This is a genomic window from Roseateles sp., assembly GCF_047654785.1.
In the GTDB taxonomy this organism is placed as follows: domain Bacteria; phylum Pseudomonadota; class Gammaproteobacteria; order Burkholderiales; family Burkholderiaceae_C; genus Pelomonas.
This window is the reverse complement of the sequence record NZ_JASGKQ010000003.1, coordinates 1,377,774-1,394,070: the sequence shown is the minus strand read 5'-3', so window position 1 is coordinate 1,394,070 and position 16,297 is coordinate 1,377,774. Positions and strand designations below refer to the sequence as shown.

At 72.0% G+C, this 16,297-nt stretch carries 18 protein-coding genes and 1 riboswitch; of the genes, 1 reads left to right on the top strand and 17 read right to left on the bottom strand.

Translation table 11 applies throughout. The features are described from left to right. Nucleotides 1-81 precede the first annotated feature (81 nt). The 16 genes from tolQ to QM788_RS15260 form a co-directional block, all read right to left on the bottom strand. Nucleotides 82-756: a protein TolQ gene (gene tolQ / locus QM788_RS15335; protein WP_415662329.1), complete on the bottom strand. Its 675-nt coding sequence runs from the start codon at nt 754-756 to the stop codon at nt 82-84. Further along, nucleotides 753-1,154: a tol-pal system-associated acyl-CoA thioesterase gene (gene ybgC, locus QM788_RS15330; RefSeq protein ID WP_415662328.1), complete on the bottom strand. Its 402-nt coding sequence runs from the start codon at nt 1,152-1,154 to the stop codon at nt 753-755. The genes tolQ and ybgC overlap by 4 nt, the downstream gene beginning before the upstream one ends. After that, nucleotides 1,151-2,329 carry a pyridoxal phosphate-dependent aminotransferase gene (locus QM788_RS15325; protein WP_415662327.1) on the bottom strand — a complete coding sequence of 393 codons (1,179 nt, stop codon included), beginning with the start codon at nt 2,327-2,329 and terminating at the stop codon, nt 1,151-1,153. Before QM788_RS15325 ends, ybgC begins: the two co-directional genes overlap by 4 nt. Before the next feature lie 8 nt (nt 2,330-2,337). Then, a complete protein-coding gene (nusB, locus tag QM788_RS15320) occupies nt 2,338-2,859 on the bottom strand; it encodes a transcription antitermination factor NusB (protein WP_415662326.1) in 522 nt (173 codons plus the stop codon). After that, nucleotides 2,856-3,329 (bottom strand): 6,7-dimethyl-8-ribityllumazine synthase, encoded by a 474-nt coding sequence (gene ribH, locus QM788_RS15315; RefSeq protein WP_415662325.1) that lies wholly within the window; start codon nt 3,327-3,329, stop codon nt 2,856-2,858. The genes nusB and ribH overlap by 4 nt, the downstream gene beginning before the upstream one ends. A gap of 8 nt (nt 3,330-3,337) precedes the next feature. Then, entirely contained in the window at nt 3,338-4,456 is a 1,119-nt protein-coding gene (gene ribBA, locus QM788_RS15310) for a bifunctional 3,4-dihydroxy-2-butanone-4-phosphate synthase/GTP cyclohydrolase II (RefSeq protein WP_415662324.1), read from the bottom strand. 24 nt (nt 4,457-4,480) lie between these two features. Next, complete coding sequence (gene ribD / locus QM788_RS15305) at nt 4,481-5,527, bottom strand: bifunctional diaminohydroxyphosphoribosylaminopyrimidine deaminase/5-amino-6-(5-phosphoribosylamino)uracil reductase RibD (RefSeq protein ID WP_415662323.1); 1,047 nt, start codon at nt 5,525-5,527, stop codon at nt 4,481-4,483. Nucleotides 5,528-5,566: 39 nt separating this feature from the next. Next, complete coding sequence (locus tag QM788_RS15300; protein ID WP_415662322.1) at nt 5,567-6,871, bottom strand: type IV pilus modification PilV family protein; 1,305 nt, start codon at nt 6,869-6,871, stop codon at nt 5,567-5,569. Nucleotides 6,872-6,875: 4 nt separating this feature from the next. Beyond that, on the bottom strand, nt 6,876-8,171 hold the full coding sequence (locus QM788_RS15295; RefSeq protein WP_415662321.1) for a PilX N-terminal domain-containing pilus assembly protein: 1,296 nt from the start codon (nt 8,169-8,171) through the stop codon (nt 6,876-6,878). Next, entirely contained in the window at nt 8,168-8,917 is a 750-nt protein-coding gene (locus QM788_RS15290) for a PilW family protein (protein WP_415662320.1), read from the bottom strand. The genes QM788_RS15295 and QM788_RS15290 overlap by 4 nt, the downstream gene beginning before the upstream one ends. Then, complete coding sequence (locus QM788_RS15285) at nt 8,908-9,537, bottom strand: hypothetical protein (RefSeq protein ID WP_415662319.1); 630 nt, start codon at nt 9,535-9,537, stop codon at nt 8,908-8,910. The genes QM788_RS15290 and QM788_RS15285 overlap by 10 nt, the downstream gene beginning before the upstream one ends. Before the next feature lie 3 nt (nt 9,538-9,540). Then, nucleotides 9,541-9,996 (bottom strand): type IV pilin protein, encoded by a 456-nt coding sequence (locus QM788_RS15280; protein ID WP_415662318.1) that lies wholly within the window; start codon nt 9,994-9,996, stop codon nt 9,541-9,543. Between the two features lie 79 nt (nt 9,997-10,075). Further along, entirely contained in the window at nt 10,076-10,621 is a 546-nt protein-coding gene (locus tag QM788_RS15275; protein ID WP_415662317.1) for a GspH/FimT family pseudopilin, read from the bottom strand. A gap of 142 nt (nt 10,622-10,763) precedes the next feature. Continuing rightward, complete coding sequence (nrdR, locus tag QM788_RS15270) at nt 10,764-11,207, bottom strand: transcriptional regulator NrdR (RefSeq protein WP_415662316.1); 444 nt, start codon at nt 11,205-11,207, stop codon at nt 10,764-10,766. Nucleotides 11,208-11,229: 22 nt separating this feature from the next. After that, the gene (gene glyA, locus QM788_RS15265) at nt 11,230-12,483 is read right to left on the bottom strand and encodes a serine hydroxymethyltransferase (protein ID WP_415662315.1); all 1,254 of its coding nucleotides are present in this window, start codon (nt 12,481-12,483) and stop codon (nt 11,230-11,232) included. A gap of 38 nt (nt 12,484-12,521) precedes the next feature. Further along, a riboswitch (ZMP/ZTP riboswitch) is annotated at nt 12,522-12,634 on the bottom strand. Nucleotides 12,635-12,642: 8 nt separating this feature from the next. Then, nucleotides 12,643-13,521, bottom strand: a complete 879-nt coding sequence (locus QM788_RS15260; protein ID WP_415662314.1) for a transglycosylase SLT domain-containing protein — start codon at nt 13,519-13,521, stop codon at nt 12,643-12,645. Nucleotides 13,522-13,741: 220 nt separating this feature from the next. Here QM788_RS15260 and QM788_RS15255 point away from each other — a divergent pair, with 220 nt between their 5' ends. Continuing rightward, nucleotides 13,742-15,274 carry a UbiD family decarboxylase gene (locus tag QM788_RS15255; RefSeq protein WP_415662313.1) on the top strand — a complete coding sequence of 511 codons (1,533 nt, stop codon included), beginning with the start codon at nt 13,742-13,744 and terminating at the stop codon, nt 15,272-15,274. A 195-nt stretch (nt 15,275-15,469) separates the two neighbouring features. On the opposite strand, the gene QM788_RS15250 is transcribed toward QM788_RS15255, so the two are convergent. After that, nucleotides 15,470-16,297 carry a YdcF family protein gene (locus QM788_RS15250; RefSeq protein ID WP_415662312.1) on the bottom strand — a complete coding sequence of 276 codons (828 nt, stop codon included), beginning with the start codon at nt 16,295-16,297 and terminating at the stop codon, nt 15,470-15,472.

The window sequence follows — 16,297 nt, the reverse complement described above, 5'->3', positions numbered from 1 at the left end:
CAGCGGCGCCCGGCCGCCCGAAGGCGCTGATGCGCCCCCTCGGGGGGCAGGGAACGAAGTGAGCGTGGGGGCACCATGACCTCAGTGTTGCGTCGCGTTGCGTTGCAGGATGTTGGAGAACTCCTCGATGAAGGTCTCCAGCGTGATCGCGCTGCGGTCGATCTGGCGCGCGAAGCGGTTGTAGGCCAGCACGGCGGGAATCGCGGCGAACAGGCCGATGGCCGTGGCCACCAGCGCCTCGGCGATGCCCGGGGCCACGGTGGCCAGCGTGACCTGCTGCAGGTTGGACAGGCCGACGAAGGCGTGCATGATCCCCCAGATGGTGCCGAACAGCCCGACGTAGGGCGACACGGAGCCCACCGACGCGAGGAAGGAGAGGTTGCTCTCCATCGCGTCCAGTTCGCGCTGGAAGCTGGCGCGCATCGCGCGGCGGGCGCCGTCCAGCAGCGCGCCGGAGTCGGTGACGCGCTTCTCGCGCAGCTTCATGAACTCGCGCATGCCGGACGCGAAGATGCGCTCCAGCGGCGCGCCGTCGGCGCGGTTGCCGACGGCCTGGTAGAGCTCGTTGAGGTTCTTGCCGCTCCAGAACTCGGCCTCGAAGGCGTCGTTGCGGCGCTTGACCTGGCCGAGGCCGATGAGCTTGCCGAAGATGACGCTCCAGCTCGCCAGCGACACCAGCAGCAGGCCGGCGATGACGAGCTGCACCGCGAAGCTCGCGTGCAGGATCAGGGAAACGATGGAGAGGTCTTGGTTCATGCGGAGGTGATTGCCGCGACGACCGCGTCCGGCAGGCGTTGGGGTTTCAGGTCGTGCGCGCGCACGCAGCCGATGCGGATCTCGCCCTCGGCCAGCAGCGTGTCGCCGCGCAGCGCGCGCTGGCGCACGACGAGGCTGGCGCGGCCGGCGGGCTCGGGCTCGACGGTGACGGTCAGCAGGTCGTCGAGCCGGGCCGGCGCGAGGTAGCGCAGCTGGGTGGCGGCGACGACGAAGATCGCGCCGGTCGCCTCGCGCAGCGCGTGCTGCTCGACGCCGGCCGCGCGCAGCCATTCGGTGCGGGCGCGCTCGAAGAACTTCAGGTAGTTGGCGTAGAAGACGATGCCGCCGGCATCGGTGTCCTCCCAGTACACCCGCACGGGAAAGCGGAAGGGGCTCATCCGAGCACCTCGCGCAGCCGGCGCACCGCCTCTTCGAGATCCGCCATCGACGACGCGAACGACAACCGCATCCAGCGCCGCGGATCGGCCAGGCCGAAGTCGCGCCCCGGCGTCAGCGCCACCTGGGCGCACTCCAGCAACTCGTGGGCGAAGGCCCAGGAGTCGGTGCGGTGGCGGCTCACGTCCATCCAGGCGTAGAACGCGCCGTCCGGCGCGACCGGCACCGTCAGGCCCAGTTCGTCCAAGGCCGGCACGATGAAGTCGCGGCGCTGCTTCAGCAGCGCGCGGCGGCGCTCGAACTCGGCGATGGACGCCGGCTCGAAGCAGGCCAGCGCCGCCCGCTGCGACGGCGTGGACGGGCAGATGTAGAGGTTCTGCGCCAGCCGCTCGATGGCCGGCACCAGCGCCGGCGGCAGCACCAGCCAGCCCAGCCGCCAGCCGGTCATGCCAAAGTACTTGGAGAAGCTGTTGACGGAGAGGATGTCGTCGCCCAGCGCCAGCGCCGTGCCGCCGAAGCGGGCGTCGTAGCTCAGCGGCAGGTAGATCTCGTCCACCACTAGCGCGCCGCCGCGCTCGCGCACCAGGCCGGCGGTCTCGCGCAGCGCCTCGGGCGCGATGGAGGTGCCGGTGGGGTTGCCGGGCGAGGCCAGCAGCACGCCGCGCGTGGCCGGCGTCCAGGCGTCGCGGACCTGCGCGGGCGAGAGCTGGAAGCGCCCGGCCGCGTCGGTCGGCAGCAGGCGCGGCGTGGCGTCGGCGGCGGCGACGAAGTGGCGGTTGCAGGGGTAGCAGGGGTCGGGCAGCAGCACCTCGTCGCCGCGCTCGAACAGGGCCAGGCAGGCGAGCTGCAGCGCCGCCGAGGCGCCGGCCGTGATGGCGATGCGCTGCGGCGCGACGTCCAGGCCGAAGCGCTCGCCGTACCAGCGCGAGAGCGCCTCGCGCAGCGCCGGCAGGCCCAGCGCGTCGGTGTAGGGCGTGGGGCCCTGCGCGACGCGGGCCAGCGCGTCGCGGACGGCGGGCGCGGCGCCGAAATCCGGCTCGCCGATGTTCAGCCGGATCATGCGCCGGCCGCCGCGGGCCGGGTCGCACAGCGGGCCGGCGGCGGCGCGCTCCGCCGCCTTGGCCAGCTCCATCACGTAGAAGGGCTCGATGCGGTCGAGCCGGGCGGCCAGCTTCATCGGCGTCTTCAGCGCCTGGCGGCGACCTCGACCGGGCGCAGGTCGCCCGCGGCGCGGTCCAGCACGCCGTTGACGTATTTGTGGCCGTCCGTGCCGCCGAAGGCCTTGGCCAGTTCGACCGCCTCGTTGATGGCGACCTTGTACGGGATGTCGATGCAGTGCTTGAGCTCGTAGGCGCCGATCATCAGGATGGCGTGCTCGATGGGCGACAGCTCGGTGGTCTTGCGGTCCACGTGGCGGGCGAGGATGGCGTCCAGGTCGGCGGCCTCCTGCACACAGCCGGCCAGCAGCGCGTCGTAGTGCTTCAGGTCGAGCTTGGCGTAGCCCTCCTGCTCGCGGCCCAGCGCGACGATGGCGCCGATGTCCTCGCCGGTCAGCAGCCACTGGTAGAGGCCTTGCAGCGCGGCCTCGCGCGAGCGGCGGCGGGCGGACTTGGCCGGCGCCTTCCTGCCGGCGGCGGGCTGGCCGGGGCGGGCGGCCGTCTTGGCGGCCGCTTTGACGGCCGTTTTGGGGGCGGTCGGTGCGTTCACTCGATGTCTTTCAGCAGGTTGGCCATTTCGACCGCCACGCGCGCGGCGTCGCGGCCCTTGGGCTCGGCCCGGGCCCAGGCCTGGGTCTCGTTCTCGACGGTCAGGATGGCGTTGGCGATCGGGAGGCCGTGGTCCAGCCCGACGCGGGTGACGGCGGCGCCGCTCTCGTTGGCGACCAGCTCGAAGTGGTAGGTCTCGCCGCGGATGACGCAGCCCAGCGCGATCAGCGCGTCGAAGCCGCCGCGCTCGGCCAGCGCCTGCAGCGCCAGCGGCACCTCCAGCGCGCCGGGCACGGTGACGTGGCGGATGGCCTCGGCCGGCACGCCGAGGACGGACAGCTCGGCCAGGCAGGCGCTGGCCAGCGCGGAGGTGATGGCGTCGTTGAAGCGCGCCTGGACGATGGCAATGCTCAGCGCGCTGCCGTCGAGCGCGCCTTCGAAGCTGGCCTGGCCGGGGTCGGAATGCTGCATCGCGGGCCTCAGTCTTGGGTGTCGGCGGATGGGGGGGCGACGAAGCCGGTCACTTCCAGACCGTAGCCCGTCATGCTGGGCATGCGGCGCGGGCTGCCCAGCAGCCGCATGCGGTGGACGCCGAGCGCCTTCAGGATCTGCGCGCCGACGCCGTAGGTGCGCAGGTCCATGGCGCCCTTGCTCGGGGCCGGCGCGGGCGCGGCGGCGCCGGCCTGCACGCGGGCGAGCACGCCGGCGGCGTCCTCGCCGCAGTTCAGCAGCACGGCGACGCCGGCCGGACTGGCCTGCAGGGCCGCCAGCGCGGCGGGCAGGCCCCAGGAGTGGCCGCAGGCGCCGGCTTCCAGCAGGTCCAGCACGGACAGCGGCTCGTGCACGCGCACCAGCACCTCGTCCTCGGGCGTCCAGCGGCCCTGGCTGAGCGCCAGGTGGACGCCGCCGGTGCGGTCGGTGAAGACCTGGCAGTCGAACTCGCCCTGCGCGGTGTTCAGCCGGCGCTCGGCGGCGCGCTGGATCAGGCTTTCGTGGCGGCTGCGGTATTCGATCAGGTCGGCGATGGTGCCGATCTTCAGGCCGTGCTCCCGGGCGAACAGCTCCAGGTCCGGCAGCCGGGCCATGGTGCCGTCGTCCTTCATGACCTCGCAGATCACGGAGGTGGCCGACAGGCCGGCCATGCGCGCCAGGTCGCAGCCGGCCTCGGTATGACCGGCGCGCATCAGCACGCCGCCGTCCTGCGCCTGCAGCGGGAAGATGTGGCCGGGCTGGACCAGGTCGCCGGCCTGGGCGCCGGGTGCGACGGCGGCCTGCACGGTGCGGGCGCGGTCGGCGGCGGAGATGCCGGTGGTGACGCCGGTGGCGGCCTCGATGGAGACGGTGAAGGCGGTGCCGTGCTGGGTGCCGTTGCGGCGCGTCATCGGCGGCAGCTGCAGGCGCTCGCAGTGCTCGCGCGGCAGCGTCAGGCAGATCAGGCCGCGGCCGTAGCGGGCCATGAAGTTGATGGCCTCGGGGGTGACGAGGTCGGCGGCGAGGACGAGATCGCCCTCGTTCTCGCGGTCTTCCTCGTCGACGAGGATGACCATGCGGCCCGCGGCCAGCTCGGCCACCAGCTCAGGAATGGGGGAGATGGGCATAGCCGGCGATTGTAGGTGGCGACCCTAGGTCGGACGCAGCCGCAGGCGCAGATCGGCGCCGACGGCGGTGGCCTCCACGAGGCGCCAGCGCGGGGCGTCGCCCAGGGCGGCCAGCGGCGGCAGCGCGGCCAGCGGCCGGCCTTCGCCGACCAGCAGCGGCGCCTGGTAGACCAGCAGTTCGTCGACCAGGCCGGCGGCCAGGAAGGCGCCTGACAGCACCGGCCCGGCTTCGACGTGCAGCTCGTTGACGCCTTGCGCGCCCAGCTCGGCCAGCAGCGCGGGCAGGTCCGCGCGGCCGGGGCCGATGACGCGCGCCTCGCCGGGCGGCTGCAGGATGCGGGCCGCCGCCGGCAGGCGCCCGCGCGGGTCGAGCACGAGGCGCAGCGGCTGCTTCGAGGTGGGCACGAGGCGCACGTCCATGCGCGGGTCGTCGGCCAGCACGGTGCCGATGCCGGTCAGCACGGCCCCGGCGCGGCGGCGCCAGGCGTGGCCGTCGGCGCGCGCCGCCTCGCCGGTGATCCACTGGCTGCGGCCGTCGGGCAGCGCGGTGCGGCCGTCCAGCGAGATGGCGGACTTCAGCCGCACGAAGGGCCGGCCGCGCTGCATGCGGGAGAAGAAGCCGATGTTCAGCTCCCGCGCGGCGTCGGCCACGGCCGGGGCCGCCAGCTCGACCTGCAGGCCGGCCGCCCGCAGCCGCGCCAGGCCCTGGCCGGCGACTTGGGGGTTGGGGTCCTGCACGGCGACGACGACGCGGGCGATGCCGGCGGCGACCAGCGCGTCGCAGCAGGGCGGCGTGCGGCCATGGTGGGAGCAGGGCTCCAGCGTGACGACGGCGGTGGCGCCGCGCAGGTCGTGGCCGCGGGCGGCGGCGTCGCGCAGCGCCATCACCTCGGCATGGGCCTGGCCGGCGGCCTGCGTGTGGCCGCTGCCGAGCAGCTGCCCGGCGGGCGACAGCAGCACGCAGCCGACGCGCGGGTTGGGGTCGGTCAGCCCGATGGCCTGTTCGGCGAGCGCGAGCGCCTGCTGCAGCGCGTGGGGGAGGTCGAGGGGAGGGGCGGCGGCGGGAGGCATCCGGCCAGTCTAGCCAGCGCCGCCGTCAGCACCGGTTCATCACTGGAGCCGGACGGTCGAGTAGTCGACGAAGATGCCGTTCGCCGGGTCGGCCGGCGGCGCGGTCGGGCAGCCGACGTCGCCGCGCACGACGAGGAAGTTCTGCCGCGCCAGCGACCGGCTGACGCCGCGGTAGACCTCGGGGTGCTCCTCGTTGTCGATCTTGAACTTGCCTTCGGCGGCGCTGATGAGGACGTAGGTGTAGCCGTTGCCGTTGTAGTCGGCGCTGTAGCGGCAGACCTGGAACTGCGAGGGCCGGGTGCCGAGGTCCAGCCCCGACAGCAGCACCTGCCCCCACCAGTTGCGCGGCGACTGGGCGTTCGGGTAGATGATGCAGTGGTAGTTGACGAAGGGCTGGCCGCTGCCCGCCGAGGACGGCGCGTCGCTGAAGCAGGTGGGCGTGAGCCCGGCCGGGTACTCCCTGCCGGGCAGCAGCTCCCAGGTGTTGCCGCGCTGCTTCTTGAACTCGCTGGCCGACAGCGACACGGTGAGCGACAAGGGCCGCGCCGCCGCCTCGGGCGCCTTCGGGTCGGCCGGGTTGGTGCTGGAGAAGCGGATGGTGCCGCTGAGCAGGTAGCCCACCGTGTTGTTCCGGCAGGTCTCGACGCTCTCCGGCGTCAGCGAGGACACGGGGGTGTTGATGTCGATCTCGCACTTGCCGGTGATGGTGCCGCTGGCGTTGTCGAACACCCAGACGGCCGTGCCGCCGCCGGGCGGTCGGAAGGCGCTGCGGCCGTCGCCGAGGTCTTTCGCCGTGGCCGGGATCGCGGGGTTGCGGCCGGAGGGCGTGCGGACGCCGTTGACCGGCGGCGCGATGCCGAGCGCGCCGGAGAACACCGGGTCGGTGCGGGAGACGACGGTGTGGAGCTTCAGTCGCTCCTCGGTGTCGGCGCGGTCTTTCCAGCTGACGGTGACCGACACCGTGCGTGCCTGCGGGTCGTCCGCGTCCTTGATGAAGGGCTGCACCTCGCGCAGCACGGAGAAGGTCGCGTTGGTGTCGCTCAGGCTCGGGGTCCGTGCGGCGGCGGCCTTCAGGCCGTCGTCGTAGTCGATGGTGCCGGCCGGCGCGTCGTCCGGCTTGTCCACGTAGGGGAAGGCGCGCAGCGCCGCCAGTTCCTGCTGCGCCAGCCGCATCGCTTCGCTGCGCTGCTTGGCGACATCGCCGCCATGGCGCAGGTTCACCATCAGGCTGACGAGCGCCACCATGCCGAAGGACATCACCATCAGCGCGACCAGCGCTTCGATCAGCGTCACGCCGCGCGCGCGGCGGCGCGGCTGGATGAGGGGACGCTGCGAGGGCTTCATGGGGTCAGATCCCGTCCTGCCAGCCGCCCGGCACCCGCACGAAGCTGCCGACGCCGTTGCGCAGCCGGTCGGCCACGGCCTGCTGGTAGCTGATGTCCATCGCGCCGTGGGTGCTCATGCTGCCGGTCACCAGCACCATGCCGGACACCTGCGAGGGCTGGGCGGTCGAGTTGGTCCATGTCAGGTTGCCCTGCGCCACCAGCATGCCGTTGATCTGGAACGGGCCGCCGAGCACGATGTCCTGGGCGACGATGAGCACCGGATCGTCCACGCTGCCGATGACCGTGTTGCTGCTGATCTGCAGCGCGCCGTTCACCCACAGCATGCGCTGGCCCGCCGCATAGGCCTTGGCGAGCGCTTCCGAGCAGTCGCCGGCACAGGTCACCTCCCGCAGCGCGGGGTGGTGCCGGTAGTGCGCGCCGGTCATGCCCATGAACATCTTGAAGACGTCGTCGCCCGCCGGCGCGTCCCGCAGCGCCGGGTCGCCCTGCACGCGCAGCTCGCTGAGCGCCGTCCCGGGCACGCCTTCCATGCGCTCGTCGTTCATGCCCGTCCACGTGCCGCCGATGGCCAGCAGCGTGCCGGCGGAGCGCGCGTCCGTGTTGTGCAGCCCCAGGCCGGTGCCGGTCATCGTCAGGTCGCCCTTGACGGTGAGCGGCGTGGCCGGCGGCGTGCGCACGGCGCCGACCAGGGCGACCAGCGAGTCGAGCGTGCTGAGCGCCAGCTGGGCCTTGCTGCGCTGCGCCGCGTTGCTCACGCCGACGCAGCGGTCCACGACGCTGGCGGTGCAGCCCAGCACCTTGACCCGCAGCGTGCCGTTGCGCGGCCCGGTGTCCAGAATGACGCCGAAGCTGGGCGTGATGTCGTCGCCGGCGGCCGCGGCCGGCTCCGTCCGCTCCTCTAGCTCGGGGCACTGGCAGGCCCAGCCCGTACCGTCCGGGCTGCGTTGGCAGTCCACCATGACCGACCGGACGATCTTGTTCAGCTGGAAGGTCCGGTCCGCGACGTCGAGCTGCAGGTATTTGTCCATGAAGCGCTGCCCGCCCGCGTCCTTCGGGACGCAGGCGCCGTCGATCGGCGGGCCGTTGAGCTGGGCGAGCGTCCATTCGATGCCGCCCTCGGCCGCTTCCTGGGCCAGGCTGGCGCGCGCATAGCTGGAGGCGATGCGCTGCTCGAACAGCAGGCTGCGGCTGGCGTAGGCCGCCAGCAGCGCCATCACGAGGAACAGCACCATGACGATGATCAGCGTCGCCGCGCCCCGCTGGCGCGCCGTGGCCGGCGATGAGGCGTGGCGCGTCATGGCGGGCAGGTCCCGGAGATGTCGTCGGCCCGGATGCGCTCGACGCCCGACAGCGTGCGCCGCACATTGGCATCGTGCCTGGCGACGCCGACGATGGTGAAGCTGACCTTGCGGATTTTCTGCACCGGGCAGACGGGCTGGCCCGTGCCGCCGCAGGCCTTGTCGCAGAAGCCGCCGAGGCTCAGCGATGTCGTGTCGACGTCCACCGTGAAGTCCTTGATCAGCAGCACCTCCGGGTCGGTGATGGGTTGCCAGTTCGGCTGGCCGTCGGCCTTGAGGCCCAGCTGGACGTAGAGCGTCTCGGCGCTCCGGTCCCATTTCACGCCGAACTGCTCGTTGCCGGTGGGCGTGGGCTGGACGTTGTAGGCGTTCGTCGCCGCGTCCCGCCGGGCATAGGCATAGGACACGGTGCGGCCGTCCGTGGTGCTGCTGACCGTGAACGGGGCGTACAGATTGGGCGTGGCGGGCTTGGCGATGCCGTCCGTCACCGGCGGCGGTGCCCAGACGCCGTTCTCCGCATTGCCGCGGAAGCCGGCGCGGCGGAAGTCCTGCTGGATCAGGTCCGAGGCGGTGCGCAGATCCTGCTGGATCTGGGTTTCCAGCATCAGGCGCCGGTGCTCGTTGATCTGGTTGACGGCGATCAGCGAGGCCGCCGCCGCCACGATCAACCCCACGGTGATGCCCACCATGAGTTCGACGAGGCCCAGGCCCCGCTGGCGCGGACGGGACGGCCGGATCAGCTGCATGTGCCACGCGGCTCGGGTTGGTCGCAGACGGGGTAGCCGCTGAAGCCGTCCGGCGCGCAGATCCGCACCCGACCGACGTTGTTGTATTCCACCCGGAGCCGGGCGCCGGTGCGCTCGCCGGTCACCGTCACCACCGGGCCTTCCGGCAACCCGCTCTTGCCGCTGCGGTAGAAGGTGATCAGGCAGGCGTGCAGCCCCCACTTGACGGCGGCGGCGTCGAAGCGCACGCCGGTGTCCCTCGGCAGGATGAATTCGCGGACCAGCGAGCTCCTGCCGCCCTGGCAAACGGTGGTGGCGGGGCGGGTGCAGGTGCAGGTGTCTTCGATGCTGGCGGTGGCCAGGCGCGCGCAACTCGTCAGCTCGCCCGGCACCGGCTCCAGGTGCAGGTTCAGCTCGCCGTTGGCCGCCAGCGCGTTGGTTTCTGCCTTGGCGTAGTTGAACAGGCTGAGCAGCTCGCCCGCAGCGGCGGCGATGCGGCGGCGTTCCATGAAGTCGGCCATCGACGGCGCGGCCACCGCGACGAGCACGCCCAGCACCAGCACCGCGACCAGGGTTTCCACCAGCGTCAGCCCGGCCAGGCGGCGGGCCTTCCGGGCGGGGATCGAGGGGCGGCGCTCCATGGCTCAGCGGGCCCAGCAGGCCGTGTTGTTCTCGGTGCTCGAGCTCTTGTAGCCCAGGTACTTCACCTGGGCGCCGTTCACCTGGACGGCGAGCTTCTCGCAGTCGGTGTCGGTGGCCTGCGCCGTGCCGGACTTGACCGTGGCCGTGGCGATGTAGCCGCCCGTGAGGCTGGGCGTGGCGCCGATGCCGGTGATGGCGACGGTGTAGTACCGGGTGATGGCCGCCGGGCTGACCTGCAGCGTGTCCAGGCTGTCGGTGTAGGCGGTGTGGTTGGTGCGGTAGCGCTCCTGCGCCTGCATCACCGCGGTGAGGACCGCCGCCGCGTCGGCGCGCCGGCTGCGCTTCACGGCAGAGGTGTAGCTGGGGTAGGCGATGGCCGCCAGGATGCCGACGATCACCAGCGTCACCATCAGTTCGATCAGGGTGAAGCCTCGTGGCGGACGGCTGGATTGGCGCATGTGTGGAATTTTCACTCCATGGCCCTGCCGCTCGTCCGGCGGCGTTGACCGTCGGTCGCGGCCCCCACGAATTGGGGGGTCAGCAGCGGGGCAGGCGGCCGAGCTTGCCGCCGGTCGAGCAACTGCGCACGCGCCCGGTGATCGCGATCACCTGGCGGATGCCGGGGCCGTTCTCCAGCGCGACCTCGACGCTGCCGGTCTGCGTGACCAGGCCCTGGCGGTGCTGGAACTGCAGCGTCTCGGCATTGCTGCTCAGCGTCAGCGGCTGCTGGGCGGGCAGCCACTCGGCCTTCAGCACCGCGCTGTCGGTGCTCTTGCAGGCGGCCTGGCCGCCCGCGCAGTCGCAGTCCCTGGGCGCGCCGGTGTGCAGCAGGTAGCAGGCCTGGGCGCCGCGGGCGCTGACGCGGAAGTGGACGGCCTCGCCGAGGCGGGCGGCCTCGCTGCGGGCGAAGCGCAGGTCGGCGGCCAGCGTGTCGGCGGTGGCGCGCAGCAGTTGCTCCTGGCGCAACTGGGTCATCGCCGGGATGGCCTGGCCCAGCAGCGTGGCGCCGATGCCGACCCCGACGCACAGCTCCACCAGGGTGAAACCACGGGCTTGGCGGCGGGGGCTGGCGGTGCGGTTCATGGCGGCTTCCTCGGTGCGTTGCGGATGAACGAACTCTAGGAAGCGGCCCTGGCCGCGTCTTTCCCTCCGTGGGCGGGGCGGCGGGGGAGGGTGGGGGTGCCCGCACCGGCCTCCCTCCGACGGGGGGAGGGTGGACCCGGGGTCAGATTTCCCGGATCAGCTGGCGGAACTCGTCGACGTCCTCGAAGCTGCGGTAGACCGATGCGAAGCGGACGTAGGCGACCTTGTCGATGCGCTTGAGCTCGCGCATGACCAGTTCGCCCAGCCGGGTGGACGCGATCTCGCGCGCGCCGCTGGCGAGCAGCTTTTCCTCGATGCGGTTCAGGGCCGCGTCGATCTGCTCGACGCTGACCGGCCGCTTGCGCAGCGCCAGTTGCATGGAGGCGCGCAGCTTGGCGGGGTCGAAATCGGCGCGCCGCCCGTCCTTCTTGACGACCGAGGGCAGGGCGATGTCCGCCCGCTCATAGGTCGTGAAGCGCTTGTCGCAGGACAGGCAGCGGCGCCGGCGCCGGATGGCGTCGCCCTCGTCGGACTCCCGCGTCTCGACGACCTGGGTTTCCGTGTGAGAGCAGAACGGGCAGCGCACGGCGCGGGCGGTCGGTCGCCGGTCAGCCGCGGTAGACCGGGAAGGCGGCCGTCAGCGCGGCGACCTTCTCGCGCACGGCGGCCAGGTTGGCCTCGTCGTGCGGCTTGTCGAGCACGTCGGCGATCAGGTGGGCCGTCTGGCGCACCTGCTCCTCCTTGAAGCCGCGCGTCGTCATCGCCGGCGTGCCCAGGCGGATGCCGCTGGTGACCATGGGCTTCTGCGGGTCGTTCGGGATGCCGTTCTTGTTGCAGGTCATGTGGGCCGCGCCCAGGATGGCCTCGGCCTCCTTGCCGGTCAGGTTCTTGGGGCGCAGGTCCACCAGCATCACATGGCTCTCGGTGCCGCCGGAGACGATGCGCAGGCCGCGCTCGATCAGCGTGTCGGCCAGCACCTTGGCGTTCTTGACCACCTGTTCCTGGTAGGCCTTGAACTCGGGCGTCAGCGCCTCCTTGAAGGCCACGGCCTTGCCGGCGATGACGTGCATCAGCGGGCCGCCCTGGATGCCGGGGAAGATGGCCGAGTTGATCTTCTTGGCGATCGCCTCGTCATTGGTCAGGATGATGCCGCCGCGCGGGCCGCGCAGGCTCTTGTGCGTGGTCGAGGTCACCACGTCGGCATGCGGCAGCGGGTTGGGGTAGGCGCCTGCGGCGATCAGGCCGGCGTAGTGGGCCATGTCCACCATGAAATAGGCGCCGATCTCCTTGGCGATCCTGCCGAAGCGCTCGAAGTCGATGCGCAGCGAGTAGGCCGACGCGCCGGCGATGATGAGCTTGGGCTTCTTCTCGCGGGCCAGCGCTTCCATCGCGTCGTAGTCGATCTCCTCCTTGGCGTTCAGGCCGTAGGAGATCACGTTGAACCACTTGCCGCTCATGTTCAGCGCCATGCCGTGCGTCAGGTGGCCGCCTTCGGCCAGGCTCATGCCCATGATGGTGTCGCCCGGCTGCAGCAGCGCGAAGAACACGCCCTGGTTGGCCTGTGAGCCGCTGTTGGGCTGCACGTTGGCGAACTCGGCGCCGTAGAGCTGTTTCAGGCGGTCGATGGCGAGTTGCTCGACCACGTCCACGTACTCGCAGCCGCCGTAGTAGCGCTTGCCCGGGTAGCCCTCGGCGTACTTGTTGGTCAGCTGGCTGCCCTGGGCCTGCATGACGGCCGGCGAGGTGTAGTTCTCGCTGGCGATCAGCTCGATGTGCTCTTCCTGGCGGCGGTTCTCGTGCTGGATGGCGGCGGCGATCTCGGGATCGACCAGGGCGAGGGTGGACGTGTTGCGGTCAAACATGGCGGTGTGACGAAGTCAGGCGTTGGGCTCCGGGACGTCGGAGCTGCCCAGGCGAACGGCTGAAAACGGCCGCGGCGGCCGACTCACGCTCCCCGGTGGTGGCCCACCTCGGGGCAGCTCGTGCCCCTGATCGCCAGTCGCGTGAGCAGGCAGTGTATGTCAGCGCAGCAGCGCGACCTGGGCCGACTCGCCGGCGGGTGCCGACGCGGCCTCCACCGTCGGCGCCTCGACCACGGGGGCCTCGCGCAGCGCCGGCCGCGCCGTCGTGTTGGGCGGCACGGCCCGGCCGGCGGCGACGGACTTGAGCAGGTCATGCTCGGCCAGCACGCGGGCGGTGTAGCCGGTGTCCATCGGCAGGTTGGCGCCGCCCACGTAGTAGCGCAAGCCCTCTTCCAGGCTGCCGGCGCGCCGTATGCAGTCCATCAGAACCTGCACGCCCACGCGCAGGTTGGTGACCGGGTCGAACGCGGCGTGCGTGCCGCCGAAGGCCTCGTACTTGTCGTCGTGGACGCGGGTCATGACCTGCATCAGGCCCTGCGCGCCCACGGCACTCTGCGCGAACGGGTTGAAGCCGGACTCGATGGCCATGATGGCCAGGATCAGCGTCGGCTCGACCTTGGCGCGCTGGCCCACGGCCCAGGCCTCCTGCACCAGGCGGCTGACGGGCTCCGGCGCCACGCGGTAGCGGCGCGCCAGCCAGTGCGCGACGGCGGCCTGCTGGCGGCTCAGCGCGCGCGGGTCCGCGGCGGTGGCGCGGGTGATGGCGTCCGGCTCGGCGGCGGCCAGCAGCGTGTTGCCCTCGGCCTCGGCGCGGGCCTCCTGGCGGGCGCTCAGCCAGCCCAGCGTGGCGGATTCGATCTGCTGCTGCAGGCCGGCCTGGCTGGCGAACACCACCAGCGCCGACACCACCGCCAGCCCGACCAGCGCCAGCGTGTTGTGGCTGACCACCAGCAGGCCGTTGCCGATGTCCTTGACGAACAGCGACGCCGACGCCCGCACGAGGCCGAACAGGCTGATGAGGTTTTGACGTGACGTCATGCGACTCCCTTGTGTCGCAACCCGCCACGGGCGGCCGCGGCGGCGGCGGCCCGGGTGGGGCGACGGTGATAATTTCCCGGTCCATGGACGGGTCCTGCGGCACTCGCGTGCCCGGCGGACCCGGTCGGGCTGGGTTCGGTAGAAACCCGAAGCGTGCGAATTTTACGAACCGTAGATAACCAGTCAAGGCTGTTTGACCGGTTCAAAATTACTTCTTGTTATGAAATACAGAGACCTGCGCGACTTCATGGCCGGCCTGGAAGGCCTCGGCGAGCTGCGGCGCGTGCGTGAAAAAGTCTCGCCTGTGCTGGAGATGACGGCCCTCAGCGACCGCGTGCTGCGGGCCGGCGGCCCGGCCCTGCTGTTCGAGTCGCCGACCGGGTTTTCCACCCCCGCCTTGACCAACCTTTTCGGGACAACGCGTCGCGTCGCACTCGGCATGGGCGCTGGGTCTCTGGCCGATTTGCGGGATGTCGGCCGGGTGCTCGCGAGCCTCAAGGAACCCGACCCGCCGAAGGGCCTGAAGGACGCCGGAAAACTGCTGCAGATGGCCCGCGCGCTGTGGGACATGAAGCCCGCCGTGCAGCGCCGCGCGGCCTGCCAGGAAGAGGTGCTGGAAGGCCGCGACATCGACCTCGGCCGGCTGCCCATCCAGACCTGCTGGCCGGACGACGCATCCCCCCTGATCACGTGGGGTCTGGTGATCACCCGCGGGCCCGCGCGGCCGCGCCAGAACCTCGGCATCTACCGCCAGCAGCTGATTGGACCCCGCCAGGTCATCATGCGCTGGCTGGCGCACCGGGGCGGTGCATTGGACTTCCGCGACTTCGCGCTGGCCCACCCGGGCGAGCCCTTCCCGATCGCCGTGGCGCTGGGCGCGGACCCGGCCACCATCCTCGGCGCCGTGACGCCGGTGCCGGATTCGCTGTCCGAATACCAGTTCGCCGGCCTGCTGCGCGGCTCGCGCACCGAGCTGGTCGACACCGGCGTCGGCCATGGCCAGCCCCTGCAGGCGCCGGCCTCGGCCGAGATCGTGCTGGAGGGCCGCATCCCGCCCGCCGCGCCGGGCTTCACGGGCGTCAGCGAGCGGGGCGTGCCGCTGAAGGAGAAGGGCGGCTACCTGCACGCGCTCGAAGGCCCGTTCGGCGACCACACCGGCTATTACAACGAGCAGGACTGGTTCCCGGTCTTCGAGATCACCCGCCAGACCCAGCGCGCCAACCCGATCTACCACTCCACCTACACCGGCAAGCCGCCCGACGAGCCGGCCATCCTGGGCGTGGCGCTGAACGAGGTGTTCGTGCCCATCCTGCAGAAGCAGTTCCCGGAGATCGTCGACTTCTACCTGCCGCCCGAGGGCTGCAGCTACCGCATGGCCATCGTCTCCATCAAAAAGGCCTACCCGGGCCATGCCAAGCGGCTGATGTTCGGCATCTGGAGCTTCCTGCGGCAGTTCATGTACACGAAGTTCATCGTCGTCGTGGACGAGGACATCGACACGCGCAACTGGCAGGAAGTGGTCTGGGCCATCACCACCCGCATGGACCCGGTGCGCGACACCACGCTGGTGGACAACACGCCCATCGACTACCTGGACTTCGCGTCCCCCGTCAGCGGCCTGGGCGGCAAGATGGGGCTGGACGCGACGAACAAATGGCCCGGCGAGACCGACCGCGAGTGGGGCCGCGGCATCACGCTGCCGCCCGAGGTCACGGCCCGGGCCGAAGCGCTATTCGGGCAACTCTTCCCTTGAAGGGCCGCCGCGCCTCGCCTATTGTTGGCAGGCCTTTTCAGGCACAACCTCCGGCGCCATCCTTGAGCGCCAGGCGCCCACCGGCACATCGCCGCTGAGCCCCACGGTGGCCCCGCCACCACCCGGCCCCGCCCGGCCTCACCGCCCGGCGGGGCTTCCATTTGGCCGGCCCGCAGCAAAGCAGCCGGGCCGCACTCAGCGGCCGGCCCACCAGGCCAGCGTCTCATAGGCCACGTAGCGCACCCGGGCGAAGCCGCCGGTGGAGGGCAGCCAGTCGGCGACGCTGCCCAGCGCATCGTCGCGCAGCCCGGTGGGCGCGGCAATGATGCGCATGCCCAGCGGCCCGGCCGCCGCCTCGAAGGCGCGCAGCGCGCGGCGCATGTGGGCGTCGTGGGTGACCAGCACCACCTGCCGCACGCCCGCGCGCGCCAGCAGCGGCAGCGTGTTGGCCGCGTTCTCGCGCGTGTCGCGGGAGCGGTCCTCGGCCCAGCGCAGCGGCAGGCCGTGGTCCTGCGCGGCGACGCGGGCGACGACGCTGGCCTCGGACTGGCGCAGCTCCGTCGCCATCCAGCCGATGCCGCCCGAGAACGCCAGCGGCCAGCCGCTGCGCCGGGCGATCCAGGCGCCATAGGCCAGCCGCTGCGCCGTGATCGGGGCCAGCCTGGCCGCGCCCAGCTCGGGCACATGGCGCTCCACGCCGCCGCCCAGCACCAGCACGGCGCCGTCCGGCCGCCCCTTGAGCGCGTCGACCTGCGCCGGGGCCAGCAGCGGCGGCGGGCCGGCGGCGCGCATCAGCAACTCGCCGGCCGCCTCCGTCGCCGACAGCCACACCCCCAGCAGCGCCAGCCCCAGCAGCCAGCCGCCGCCCCGGCGGCGCCGGTGCAGCCGCCAGCCGCCCCAGGCGGCCAGCGCCAGCAGCGGCGCGGGCGGCAGCAGTGCGGCCAGCAGCAGGGTCTTGGCGGAGGCGTAGAGCATGGGCAGCGGCACGGCCGGCATCATCGCCCACATCAATAATGCGGCCAC

Bases quoted from the DNA above. Each gene is read 5' to 3' on its own strand.
- QM788_RS15280 (WP_415662318.1), bottom strand. From the start codon at position 9,996: ATGCGCCAATCCAGCCGTCCGCCACGAGGCTTCACCCTGATCGAACTG.
- ribH (WP_415662325.1), bottom strand. From the start codon at position 3,329: ATGCAGCATTCCGACCCCGGCCAGGCCAGCTTCGAAGGCGCGCTCGAC.
- QM788_RS15290 (WP_415662320.1), bottom strand. From the start codon at position 8,917: ATGCAGCTGATCCGGCCGTCCCGTCCGCGCCAGCGGGGCCTGGGCCTC.
- QM788_RS15260 (WP_415662314.1), bottom strand. From the start codon at position 13,521: ATGACGTCACGTCAAAACCTCATCAGCCTGTTCGGCCTCGTGCGGGCG.
- ribBA (WP_415662324.1), bottom strand. From the start codon at position 4,456: ATGCCCATCTCCCCCATTCCTGAGCTGGTGGCCGAGCTGGCCGCGGGC.
- QM788_RS15275 (WP_415662317.1), bottom strand. From the start codon at position 10,621: ATGAACCGCACCGCCAGCCCCCGCCGCCAAGCCCGTGGTTTCACCCTG.
- tolQ (WP_415662329.1), bottom strand. From the start codon at position 756: ATGAACCAAGACCTCTCCATCGTTTCCCTGATCCTGCACGCGAGCTTC.
- glyA (WP_415662315.1), bottom strand. From the start codon at position 12,483: ATGTTTGACCGCAACACGTCCACCCTCGCCCTGGTCGATCCCGAGATC.
- QM788_RS15285 (WP_415662319.1), bottom strand. From the start codon at position 9,537: ATGGAGCGCCGCCCCTCGATCCCCGCCCGGAAGGCCCGCCGCCTGGCC.
- ybgC (WP_415662328.1), bottom strand. From the start codon at position 1,154: ATGAGCCCCTTCCGCTTTCCCGTGCGGGTGTACTGGGAGGACACCGAT.
- QM788_RS15325 (WP_415662327.1), bottom strand. From the start codon at position 2,329: ATGAAGCTGGCCGCCCGGCTCGACCGCATCGAGCCCTTCTACGTGATG.
- QM788_RS15300 (WP_415662322.1), bottom strand. From the start codon at position 6,871: ATGAAGCCCTCGCAGCGTCCCCTCATCCAGCCGCGCCGCCGCGCGCGC.
- QM788_RS15295 (WP_415662321.1), bottom strand. From the start codon at position 8,171: ATGACGCGCCACGCCTCATCGCCGGCCACGGCGCGCCAGCGGGGCGCG.
- ribD (WP_415662323.1), bottom strand. From the start codon at position 5,527: ATGCCTCCCGCCGCCGCCCCTCCCCTCGACCTCCCCCACGCGCTGCAG.
- QM788_RS15255 (WP_415662313.1), top strand. From the start codon at position 13,742: ATGAAATACAGAGACCTGCGCGACTTCATGGCCGGCCTGGAAGGCCTC.